This window comes from Fulvimarina thalattae (assembly GCF_040239565.1).
Taxonomy (GTDB): domain Bacteria; phylum Pseudomonadota; class Alphaproteobacteria; order Rhizobiales; family Rhizobiaceae; genus Fulvimarina.
The window spans coordinates 1-10,389 of record NZ_JBEHWS010000037.1 but is presented as its reverse complement, the minus strand read 5'-3'; the positions used below and the strand labels follow the sequence as shown (position 1 = coordinate 10,389).

General features: G+C 62.5%; 14 protein-coding genes. 9 read left to right on the top strand and 5 right to left on the bottom strand.

The window, feature by feature from the left end; genetic code table 11:
* The 9 genes from ABRA89_RS19885 to flgH all read left to right on the top strand — a co-directional run.
* Positions 1–141 (top strand): transposase (locus ABRA89_RS19885; protein WP_349943252.1); only part of this gene is annotated, 141 nt, incomplete at its 5' end.
* A gap of 106 nt (positions 142–247) precedes the next feature.
* Positions 248–628: a flagellar basal body rod protein FlgB gene (gene flgB, locus ABRA89_RS19880; RefSeq protein ID WP_349943251.1), complete on the top strand. Its 381-nt coding sequence runs from the start codon at positions 248–250 to the stop codon at positions 626–628.
* Between the two features lie 5 nt (positions 629–633).
* Entirely contained in the window at positions 634–1,050 is a 417-nt protein-coding gene (gene flgC, locus ABRA89_RS19875; RefSeq protein WP_349943250.1) for a flagellar basal body rod protein FlgC, read from the top strand.
* Positions 1,051–1,055: 5 nt separating this feature from the next.
* Entirely contained in the window at positions 1,056–1,382 is a 327-nt protein-coding gene (locus ABRA89_RS19870; RefSeq protein ID WP_349943249.1) for a flagellar hook-basal body complex protein FliE, read from the top strand.
* A gap of 120 nt (positions 1,383–1,502) precedes the next feature.
* Positions 1,503–2,285 (top strand): flagellar basal-body rod protein FlgG, encoded by a 783-nt coding sequence (gene flgG, locus ABRA89_RS19865; RefSeq protein ID WP_349943248.1) that lies wholly within the window; start codon positions 1,503–1,505, stop codon positions 2,283–2,285.
* A 1-nt stretch (position 2,286) separates the two neighbouring features.
* The gene (gene flgA / locus ABRA89_RS19860) at positions 2,287–2,748 is read left to right on the top strand and encodes a flagellar basal body P-ring formation chaperone FlgA (RefSeq protein WP_349943247.1); all 462 of its coding nucleotides are present in this window, start codon (positions 2,287–2,289) and stop codon (positions 2,746–2,748) included.
* Positions 2,745–3,944 (top strand): flagellar basal body P-ring protein FlgI, encoded by a 1,200-nt coding sequence (flgI, locus tag ABRA89_RS19855; RefSeq protein ID WP_349943246.1) that lies wholly within the window; start codon positions 2,745–2,747, stop codon positions 3,942–3,944. Before flgA ends, flgI begins: the two co-directional genes overlap by 4 nt.
* On the top strand, positions 3,941–4,567 hold the full coding sequence (locus ABRA89_RS19850) for a MotE family protein (protein WP_349943245.1): 627 nt from the start codon (positions 3,941–3,943) through the stop codon (positions 4,565–4,567). The genes flgI and ABRA89_RS19850 overlap by 4 nt, the downstream gene beginning before the upstream one ends.
* Entirely contained in the window at positions 4,564–5,271 is a 708-nt protein-coding gene (gene flgH, locus ABRA89_RS19845; RefSeq protein ID WP_349943244.1) for a flagellar basal body L-ring protein FlgH, read from the top strand. The genes ABRA89_RS19850 and flgH overlap by 4 nt, the downstream gene beginning before the upstream one ends.
* 140 nt (positions 5,272–5,411) lie before the next feature.
* On the opposite strand, the gene ABRA89_RS19840 is transcribed toward flgH, so the two are convergent.
* The 5 genes from ABRA89_RS19840 to ABRA89_RS19820 form a co-directional block, all read right to left on the bottom strand.
* Positions 5,412–5,834 carry a GFA family protein gene (locus ABRA89_RS19840; RefSeq protein ID WP_349943243.1) on the bottom strand — a complete coding sequence of 141 codons (423 nt, stop codon included), beginning with the start codon at positions 5,832–5,834 and terminating at the stop codon, positions 5,412–5,414.
* Positions 5,831–6,916: a phenylalanine--tRNA ligase subunit alpha gene (gene pheS / locus ABRA89_RS19835; RefSeq protein WP_349943242.1), complete on the bottom strand. Its 1,086-nt coding sequence runs from the start codon at positions 6,914–6,916 to the stop codon at positions 5,831–5,833. Before pheS ends, ABRA89_RS19840 begins: the two co-directional genes overlap by 4 nt.
* 444 nt (positions 6,917–7,360) lie before the next feature.
* Complete coding sequence (locus ABRA89_RS19830; protein ID WP_349943241.1) at positions 7,361–8,578, bottom strand: MFS transporter; 1,218 nt, start codon at positions 8,576–8,578, stop codon at positions 7,361–7,363.
* A 28-nt stretch (positions 8,579–8,606) separates the two neighbouring features.
* Complete coding sequence (locus ABRA89_RS19825; protein WP_349943240.1) at positions 8,607–9,413, bottom strand: DeoR/GlpR family DNA-binding transcription regulator; 807 nt, start codon at positions 9,411–9,413, stop codon at positions 8,607–8,609.
* A gap of 286 nt (positions 9,414–9,699) precedes the next feature.
* Positions 9,700–10,140, bottom strand: a complete 441-nt coding sequence (locus tag ABRA89_RS19820) for a hypothetical protein (protein ID WP_349943239.1) — start codon at positions 10,138–10,140, stop codon at positions 9,700–9,702.
* Positions 10,141–10,389: the final 249 nt, after the last annotated feature.

Here is a 10,389-nt window from a genome sequence, read left to right as displayed (position 1 = left end):
TATCGGCAGAGAAATCTCGTCGAGCGCTTCTTCAATCGTCTCAAACAGTTGCGGGGCATCGCTACCCGCTATGACAAACGCGCCGACAACTACCTCGCTGGCATCAAACTCGCCGCTACGCGCATTTGGCTTGTAGCGTAATGAGTCCACGACCTAATCCTTAACATTTCATTCACGTCATCAGGTTCGGACAAGCGCTTCGGCCTAAACCCGAGACAACTTGAAATCCCGTTAATGGGAGGCCGTGTTGGATCAGGTCTATCTTTTTTCTTTGACGTCGAAGCAGGCGGACTGGCTCGCACACCGGCAGGCGCTGGTGGCGGAGAACGTCGCCAATGTGAATACGCCCGGCTATACCGCCAAGGACATCACGCCGTTCGAGCAGGTTCTCGAGAACACGGCGCTGACCCAGAGTTCGTCGAACCCGATGCATCTGGTCGGCTATGGCGGCGGCACCGCCGAGACCGAGGCCACACAGGCCGAAACCTGGGACGTCAAGCATTCCGGAAACTCCGTTACGGTCGAACAGGAGATGCTCAAGGCGGGCGAGGTCAGTCGTGACTATTCGCTGAACACCTCGATCGTCAAAAGCTTCCACCGCATGTTCATGACGACGATCAGGGGATAAGCACCATGGCCGATCCTCTCGTTTCCTCGCTCAAGATCGCGGCATCCGGCATGGAAGCCCAATCGACGCGCCTGCGTGTCGTCTCCGAAAACGTCGCGAACTCCGAGACCACCGGCAACACGCCGGGCTCCGACCCCTACGTGCGCAAGACCGTCACCTTCGCGGCAACGCTCGACGAGGTCACGGGCGCCAATCTGGTCCGCGTCTCGGATATCGGCACCGACAAGGCCGAATTCGAGTCGACCTACGATCCCGGCAATCCGGCGGCCGACGAAGACGGCTACGTCAAGCGCCCGAACGTCAACATGCTCACCGAGATGATGGACATGCGTGAGGCCAACCGGTCCTACGAAGCCAACATCCAGGTGGTGAAGCAGGCGCGCGAAATCATCAACATGACCATAGACCTCCTGAGGAGCTGATTATCATGATCCCAGCGATTGGATCTTCCTTTTTCGATTCGACTGTCGCGCAGACACAGGCCCCGTCCGCCGCCGAAGGCATGGCGAAGGTCTCGCCGTCCCGGCCGACCAATTTCAACGAGTTCTCCGAAGTGCTGTCGCGCGTCATGGTCGATGCCGCGGATACGGTGAAGAGCGCCGAAGCGACGTCCATTCAGGGCGTCAACGGCAAGGCCTCCACCCAGGCCGTCGTCGAGGCCGTGATGAGCGCCGAGCGCACGCTTCAGACCGCCGTCGCGGTCCGGGACAAGGCAGTCGCAGCTTACATGGAACTGTCCCGCATGCAGATCTAAGGGCCGCGAAACTCCCTTCGATCAGCCCCGCTTGATCCTGAATTGAGAGGATAGAGGCGAGGCGAAAACACCACGACGAAGGACGCGAAGCGTCCGGTTCCCAATTCAAGGAGAGACGCCATGCGCGCACTCGCGATCGCGGCCACGGGCATGAATGCCCAGGAAACCAATGTCGAGGTCATCGCCAACAACATCGCCAACGTGAACACCACCGGCTACAAACGGGCACGGGCGGAGTTCACGGACCTTCTCTATCAGGTCGAACGCGCCAAGGGCGTTGCCGCGGCCGGCGCCGAGGGCGTCGTGCCGGAGGGTGCCCAGCTCGGTCTCGGTGTCCGTTTGGCGGCGATCCGCAACGTCCACCTTCAGGGAGCGCTTAAGGAGACCGGCAACAAGCTCGATCTCGCGCTCAACGGCGAAGGCTGGTTCCAGATCCAGGGTCCCGGCGGCGCGATCCGCTACACCCGCGACGGGGCCTTCAACACCAATGCCGACGGCCAGATCGTCACGCTCGACGGTTATCTCGTCGATCCCGAAATGACCGTGCCGGACAACACCTCCGAGATCATCGTCAACGAAGCAGGCCAGGTCTATGCCCGCGTCGAAGGCGAATTGCAGGATGTCGGCCAGCTGACGCTCGCGACCTTCGCCAACAATGCCGGCCTTCATGCCGAAGGCGGCAATCTCTTCTCCGAGACGGTCGCCTCTGGCGCCCCGGTCGTCGGCGTTCCCGGTGATCCCGGCTACGGTGTCATCCATCAAGGGTATCTGGAAGATTCCAACGTCGATCCCGTGAAGGAAATCTCCGAACTGATTTCGGCCCAGCGCGCCTACGAGATGAATTCCAAGATCATCAGCGCCGCCGACGAAATGGCAAGCGTCGTCTCCAAGGGCATTCGTTAAGATGGCCGGGCGCCTCCTCAAGACCGCGCTCGCATTCGGTCTCGGCCTTTCGGTCGCGACCGCTTCAATCGCCGCCGAGCTCGAAATGCCTGTGCCCGGCGCCGTCGTCTATGCGGGCGACGACATCGTCGCCTCCGGCCTTTCGACCCGCACCTTCATCGTCAAGGACGAAAAGGTCGGCCTGTTCGTGACCGAAGCTGAAGACCTCCACGGCCATGTCGCTCGTCGCACCCTGCTGCCGGGCAAGGCGATCCGCCGGGCCGATCTGACAACGCCGGACGCGGTCAAGGCCGGAACCAATGTGACGCTGGTCTACGAAGAGGAGGGCCTTGTCATCACCGGTCTCGGCATGGCGCTCGAATCCGGTCAGGAAGGCCAGACGATCCGCGTGAGGAACAGTGATAGCGGCATCACCATCTCGGGGCGGATTGCGCCCAACGGGACGATCGCCGTCGAAGGATGATGCCAGTGCCCCGCCGCGTTCTTACAGCCCTTGCCAGCCTTGCGGTCGCTTTCGCGCCCGCCGCGCAGGCCGCCGACTATTCCGGCACCGAATATGCCGGCTATGCGCCCGCCTCGCCCGGCTATGTGACCGGCGATCCGGCCGGGGCGGCCGGCACCGTGCGCATCAAGGACATCACCAATGTGCGCGGCGTTCGTGGCAACCAGCTCGTCGGCTACGGTCTCGTCATCGGCCTTCAGGGCACGGGCGATTCCATGCGCAATTCGCCCTATACCGAGCAGTCGCTGCAATCCATGCTCGACCGGATGGGCGTCAATATCCGCTCCGACCGGGCGGGCGGCAAGAACGTCGCCGCCGTTACGGTGACCGCTGAGCTCCCCGCCTTCATCGGCACCGGTTCGCGCATCGATGTGAACGTCGCCTCGCTCGGTGATGCGACCTCGCTGCTCGGCGGCACCCTCGTCATGACGCCGCTCTACGGCGCAGACGGAGAAATCTATGCGGTCGCGCAAGGGCCCGTCGCGGTTTCCGGCTTCACCTCCGAAGGCGCCAGCGAGAGTGTGACGCAGGGTGTGCCGACGGCCGGTCGCGTGCCGAATGGCGCCTTCGTGGAGCGCGAGGTTCCAGGGCATTTCTACGACGACGGCCAGCTCTCGATGGAGCTCTCCAATCCCGACTTCAAGACGATGGTCCGAACCGTCGATCTGATCAACGCCTATGCGCGCAATCGCTGGGGGCGTCCGGTCGCCAGGGAAGAGGACTTTCGCACGCTGCATCTCGATCGACCGGCCGAAGTCTCTGCGGTCCGTTTCCTCGCCGAGATCGGCGACCTGCGCGTCGATCCGGACCAGACCGCCAAGGTGGTGATCGACGAGCGGACGGGTACGATCGTCATCGGCCAGAACGTTCAGATCTCGACCGTCGCTCTCACCCACGGCAATCTCACCGTGCGGGTCTCCGAGCTACCGGCAGTCTCCCAGCCCGCACCCTTCTCCGACGGTGCGACTGTCGTGACCTCCGAAACCATCGTCGATGCCAATCAGACCGGCGGAAACTTCGCCTTCGTCGGCGGCACCGATCTCGAAACCGTGGTGCGCGGCCTCAATCGCATCGGTCTCAAACCCTCCGGGATCATCGCGATCCTCCAGGGCATCAAGACCGCAGGTGCCCTTCAAGCTGAACTGGTGGTGCAATGATAGCCCGACCGAATGTCTGCTCCTCGCTTCTTCTCGCTCTCGCCATGACGGCCTCCGTGAGCGTCTCCTCGGCGGCTCTGGCCGCCGGCAAAAACAACGGTATGGGGATCACGGCACCCGTGAACCCGGTCGACAAGGTCCGGATCGTCGACGAGACGGACGGCCATGAGAAGGTGGAAGAGGAAAAGCCGATGTCGGAGGTGGAGCGCTACTGCCTCAACATCGCCGACAAGGCCCAGGACGCGCGCCATGCGCTGCAGGCCAAGCAGCTGAAGGATATCGAGACCGAGATCACCGCGAAGATCGACGAGCTCGAAACGCGCCGCGCCGAATATCAGGAGTGGATCAAGGAGCGCAAAGCGTTCCTCGACAACGCCTCCACCATCGTCGTCGACATCTACGCCCAGATGGCGCCGGACATGGCCGCCCCGCAGCTTGCCAAGCTCGGCAAGGAGAGCGCCGCGATGATCCTCGTGCGCCTCAAGCCGCGCCAGGCAAGCGACGTGCTTGCCGAAATGGAGCCTGACAAGGCCGCCGAGATCGCCAAGCTGATTGTCGAGAAGACATCGACCGATGTCACCGACGACACCGAAAACCAGACAGTCGCGGAGAACGCATCGTGAAATTCAAATACGCTGCGCCCATCGCGCTCGCGCTCCTCGCAGGCTGTTCGACAAGCAAGGAAGACGCCCTTAGCGAACCGGCGCTCTCGCCAGTCGGCTCAGGCATCTACCAGTACCCGAACCTCGTCACACCCGCTTCCTTCCCGAAGGGCGGGACGGGTGCCAAGAATTCGCTCTGGACGGACTCCCGGGCCGATTTCTATCAGGACCCGCGCGCGCTCTCGATGGGCGACATCGTGACGGTGAAGATCAACATCGCCGACAAGGCCTCGCTCGCCAATCTTTCCGAGCGCGAGCGCGAGTCCGGCATTTCCGGCGGCGCCGACGTTTCCGGCAGCTTCGGTAGCTGGGCCCTGCCGACCGTGGGGGCGACGCTCGGTCTCGACGGCGGATCGGACTCCAAGGGCAGCGGCCGCGTGAAGCGCTCGGAGGATATCGAGCTCTCCGTCGCGGCGGTCGTCACGCAGGAACTGCCGAACGGCAATCTCTTCATTTCCGGCCAGCAGGAAGTGCGCGTCAACTTCGAAGTGCGCGTCCTGTCGATCGCCGGCATCATCCGCCCGCGCGACATCCTGCCGAACAACACGATCGACTACGACAAGATCGCCGAAGCCCGCATCTCCTATGGCGGCCGTGGCCGGATCACCGAAGTCCAGCAGCCCGGCTGGGGCCAGCAGGTCTACGACATCGTCGCGCCTTACTGATCGCGCGGCGGGCAGGGCTCGCTCACCTGAAGAAGTTCAGAAGACCCCGTTTCGGCGATCACCGATCGGGGTCTTCTTCATTCCGGCTGTAAGAATGGTGTCCACGTTCCGGCTGTTGCGGCTGTGCGAAAATTTGCCTCTCAGCGAGGGCGCGTAACGCTGAAACGCTCGTGCAGCGTAACGTCCTCTGGGATCACCACACCGTCCAGTTTGCTCTGAACGAAGGCGTGATCGCTCGGCGAGAGACCACTCGGATCGTCGAGCGCGCCGATCAAGAGATAGACGCGGGAATCGAGGCGGCTGTCGCGATAGGCGAGGGGTGATCCGCACATGCCGCAGAACGATCGGCTCGCCGCCTCCACGGTGAAACGGGAGGGTATTTCGCCCGACCAGGCGATATCGGCTTCCGCATATTCGACGAAGACCGAATAGGGCGCGCCGGAAGCCTTGCGGCAGTCGCTGCAATGGCAGGCGCGAACGGAGGCTGGTGCTCCGCTCGCAACGAAGCGAACCGCGCCGCAGCGGCAGCCGCCGGTGCGCTTGTCACCGGCGGCGGTGGTCACTGGCTGAGGCCGCCGAACAGCGTCGGCACGTCGAGCGGGCGGAAGCCGTAATGCTCGATCCAGCGCACGTCCGCATCGAAGAAGGCTCTGAGATCTGGCATGCCGTATTTCAGCATCGCGATACGGTCGATCCCCATGCCCCAGGCAAAGCCTTGGTAGACGTCCGGGTCGAGCCCGCCGGCGCGCAACACGTTCGGATGCACCATGCCGCAGCCCAGAATCTCCATCCAGTCCGAGCCCTCGCCGAAGCGCACTTCACCGGGCCTGGAGCGGTCGCACTGGATGTCGACCTCCATGGAGGGCTCGGTGAACGGGAAGAAGGACGGCCGGAAGCGCATCTTCAGGCTGTCGACCTCGAAGAAGGCCTTGCAGAACTCCTGCAGCACCCATTTCAGGTTCGCGATATTGGCCTTTTCGTCGACGACGAGACCTTCGAGCTGATGGAACATCGGCGAATGGGTTGCATCCGAATCCTGCCGGTAGGTCTTGCCGGGGATGACGATGCGGATCGGCGGCTTCTGGTTCTCCATCGTGCGGATCTGAACGGGCGAGGTGTGGGTGCGCAGCACCTTGCGCTCGCCGTTTTCGTCCGGCTGGAGGAAGAACGTGTCGTGCATCTCGCGCGCCGGATGGCCTTCCGGGAAGTTCAGCGCCGTGAAGTTGTAGTAGTCGGTCTCGATGTCCGGGCCTTCGGCGATCGTGAAACCCATATCGGCATAGATCGCGGTGATCTCGTCGATCACCTGGCTGATCGGGTGGATGCGCCCGCGGGCGGCCGGCGAGGGCCGCACGGGCAGGGTGACGTCGACCCGCTCGGAGGCGAGGCGCCGCTCGATCGCGGCATCCGCCAGAGCTTCGCGGCGGGCCGTGATCGCACCCTGCACGCGGTCGCGCAGGCCGTTGAGGCGCGGGCCTTCGGTCTTACGCTCCTCGGGGCTCATCTTGCCGAGGCTCTTCATCATCTCGGAGATGCGGCCCTTCTTGCCCAGTTCGGCAATGCGGATCGTCTCGAGGGCGGCTTCGTTCTCAGCCGCGTCGATCGCCGCGATCAGCTCGGTCTCGAGTGTTTCGGTCTCGCTCACGCGTCTCGCTCCAGAATTTCAAGCGCCGGACGTCCCCGGCTGTTCTTGCGCCTCGTTAGCGCATGGTGTGCTGCGATGGAAGCGGAAGGGGCATGAGAGAAAGCAACTCCATCTGCCTCGATCGGCGATAGGTTTCTATCCTATGCGCTGTCCGGGTTCGGGCTGGATTAAGGAGTCTGGGCGGCGAATCGTCTGTCTCTCGCCGAGGTTTTCGCACGGGCTTCGAGGTAAAACCTGCGCCGCTCAGACCTTGTCGGCATGATCGCGCATATGCATGACGTTGGTCCACGAAAACAGTTGGTTGTGCAAACCGCCGGAACTGCGAGTTTGCCGGAAGCCCGGATATTTTCCGTCAGGCGTTTGCCTGCCGGGGCCTGATCTGATTCGGCGCGTAAGACAAAGTGTTATGCAGGATCTTACGGCTTTGGGTTCTTCGTCTGACCGTCACGCCATATCGCGATCGGCGCGCTTCAGGAGTTTCGCCGACAGAATGATCGCGACGGAGATCGTGGCGAGGGCCGCGAAGATCGTCGAGAAACCATAAGCATCGGCGACGATACCGACGACTGCCGGTGCAACCAGCCCGCCGGAATAGGCGATGGCGGATGCGATCGAAATGCCGGTGCCATCGGCGAGGCCCTTGAGATTACCGGCGGCGGAAAAGGCGATGGGCACGATGTTCGACATGCCGATGCCGAGGATCATGAAGCCGACAAGGGAGACCGGCAGCGAGCTCGCCAGGATCAGGACCACGAGACCGGTCAAGGCGATGAGCAGCGAGACGCGAACCGTCGTCACGGCGCCGTAGCGCTCGCGAATACCATCGCCGAAGAAGCGGAAGAGGGCCATCGTCACGGAAAAGGCGGCGAAGCCGAAGCCGGATGCCGCGAGTGAGACGCCGAGCTCGTCGCGCAGATAGACCGCGCTCCAGTCGATCACGACGCCCTCCTGCACAAAGCCGCCGAGGGCGATGACACCGATCGCGATGGCGAGGAAAAGCGGCGTGCGTTGGGCTGCGAGAATCTCCCGCATCGGGGGGCGGTTTGCCGTGTCCGCCGCAGGTACGGTTTCTCGGCGATCCTCCAGCATGTTCGGCACGATGTAGATGAGCGTCAGCGCGGTAAAGCTTGCGACGATCGTCGTGTGGCCGAGCGGACCGAAGGTCTCGATCAGCGTGCCGCCGATTCCGGCCCCTGCGAAGGCGCCCAGCGACCAGAAGCCGTGGCACGAGGACATGATCGCCCGGTCCATGGTCCGCTCGACTGATACCGCGTTGGCGTTCATCGCGACATCCATGCCGCCGAGCCCTATGCCGAACACGAAGACGGCGAGCCCCGCAAGGAGCGGATGCGGCGCGGCGATGAGACAGGCGATGGCGAGGGCGAAGAGCGCTTGCGTCGCGATCGTCACCTGGCGTGATCCGCGTTTTGCGATAAGCGCGCCAACGACCGGCATCGCGGTGACGGCACCGAGGCCGAAGATCAACACCATGAAGCCGAACGTCGCGGGCGTGAGGCCCAGCCGCTCGCCGATGATCGGCACTTCCGGTGTCCAGCTGCCGAGCCCGAAGCCGTTGACGAAGAAGGCGAGGCTGATCGCCATGCGAGTGGTCGAGCGCCAAAGGGGCGACTTGCGGCCTGCCGTGGAATTGAACGCGGTCATGAATTTCGGTCCTGGGAAGTCCGGGGGGTCAGGCGTGCGGTGTCTGTGTCGTGGGGTCCGCATCGTGCGGAGCCGTCACGATGTCGACGCCCTGTTCCTGAAGATGAAGGAGCAGCTCGTGATGGCTGGCATCCGTGACGAGTTGGTCGAGCGCTTCGAGCCCGGCGAAGGAGAAGGGGGCCGTGAGGCCGAGCTTGTCGGTTGTCGCAGCGACAACGACCTTGGCGCTGCGACGCGCGATGATCGCCTTGAGCTCGGCCTCCTCGGATGAAAACGCGGACAACCCTCCCTCGGACGACAGGGCGCATGTGCCGATGAAGGCGCGGCTCGGGTTGAGTTCCTCGGCATCCCGGAGCGCCTTGCCGCCCAGACACGAACCGAGCTCCCGATCGAGCCGTCCGCCGATAAGGATGATGTCGGGACCGTCGACCGAGGCGGCTGCCTCTGCGATAGCGGGCGCGTTTGTGACGAGTGTGAGCGAATGGGAACGGCGATGCGGGAGGTGCCGCGCGATCTCCAGATTGGTCGAGCCGGCGTCGATGAAGATGGTTTCGCCCGGTTCGATGAGTTCGGCTGCCAGACGTCCAAGCGCCGTCTTGGCCGCGACCTGTTCGCCCCGCCTTTCCGCAAAGCTGGAAGGGCGCATCGAAGGTCGAATCGCTCCGCCATAGACGCGTTCGCAATATCCCTCTGCGGCCAGCATGCGCAGGTCGCGGCGGATCGTATCCTCCGAAACCGAAAATTCGGCCGCCAGCTCCGCGGCCGAAACCTGCCCTTCTGCTGCGAGCTGCTCGCGTATTTCGTTCAGTCGCTGACGGGAGATGGTGGCGGCCATGATTCTTCATTCCGTTTCGCGCTGAATGTGCACGATTCGGAACTACCATGCAATAATAGGCATAAATTGCGCATGAGCGAGGCGCCACCGTCGGCATGGCGCTTCGCCATATCATCGACGTTCGGAGGCGCCGCGAGCCATGTTCATGCGAACTTCGGCGGGGCGATCGCGACGATGATCGTCGCGTCCAAAGCGAAGCTGGTCCTTGATCTAACGAGGGGTGGGGTTAAGCCTTACGGCGGTCTGATCGGGTGTCTGTAAGCCGTTTTTCCTTGTGTTGAGTTTGTCATTTTGACGTTTCCATGACGTTGAGTGAGCTTATTTTCCGGGCATTGGCGTTGGTTTTGGCATTTTTTTGCGGTGCGCAATTTTGTTGGAAAAAGTTGGCCTGGTGGTGTTGACGGTTTGGATTTGATTGGCCTATATGCCGCTCATCGACGGCGCAGGGGCCGCCGGCGAGCTCTTCAGCTCGCTCTGGTCCCAGGCTTCGAGATGGTGGTTCCGGGTTCGGGATTGCTTGATTGGCGGAAACGCTGATCTTTAGTCTTGAAGCTTCTGCGGTGTCACTCCATATCGGCGGAACGCTTTCGCCCTCCGGGATTTGGTCCTCTGGATCGATCGGGCGGGTCGAGAGCTTGTTTCTCCAAAACGGACGGGTGAGGGGCCTCGGTGAGGTTTCGATCTGATGTCCGGCGCAGGGTTTTCTTCTCTGCGTGTTCTTTGACAAGTTGGTTATGTTTATTGAGAAGAAAGAGAGACGTGGGCGGCGTTTTTGCGGCTCCTGGCTTTCGGTGGGGTACCTTTGCCTTTGCCGGATGACTGGGGAGAGCTTTTGAACGCTGACTTATGTCTCGTCTTTCGAAGCATAGATGACGTTGGTTGTCTTGTTGGTTGGGGTTTCGGCCTTGGCTGATGGATGATCGACGATGCCGGGTCTCTTTTTGTCTGGTTGGCTTTCGGGTCGGCTGGATTTTTT

Coding starts and splice junctions, on each gene's coding strand:
- flgC (WP_349943250.1), top strand. CDS start 634: ATGGCCGATCCTCTCGTTTCCTCGCTCAAGATCGCGGCATCCGGCATG.
- ABRA89_RS19870 (WP_349943249.1), top strand. CDS start 1,056: ATGATCCCAGCGATTGGATCTTCCTTTTTCGATTCGACTGTCGCGCAG.
- flgG (WP_349943248.1), top strand. CDS start 1,503: ATGCGCGCACTCGCGATCGCGGCCACGGGCATGAATGCCCAGGAAACC.
- flgA (WP_349943247.1), top strand. CDS start 2,287: ATGGCCGGGCGCCTCCTCAAGACCGCGCTCGCATTCGGTCTCGGCCTT.
- flgI (WP_349943246.1), top strand. CDS start 2,745: ATGATGCCAGTGCCCCGCCGCGTTCTTACAGCCCTTGCCAGCCTTGCG.
- ABRA89_RS19850 (WP_349943245.1), top strand. CDS start 3,941: ATGATAGCCCGACCGAATGTCTGCTCCTCGCTTCTTCTCGCTCTCGCC.
- ABRA89_RS19830 (WP_349943241.1), bottom strand. CDS start 8,578: ATGACCGCGTTCAATTCCACGGCAGGCCGCAAGTCGCCCCTTTGGCGC.
- ABRA89_RS19825 (WP_349943240.1), bottom strand. CDS start 9,413: ATGGCCGCCACCATCTCCCGTCAGCGACTGAACGAAATACGCGAGCAG.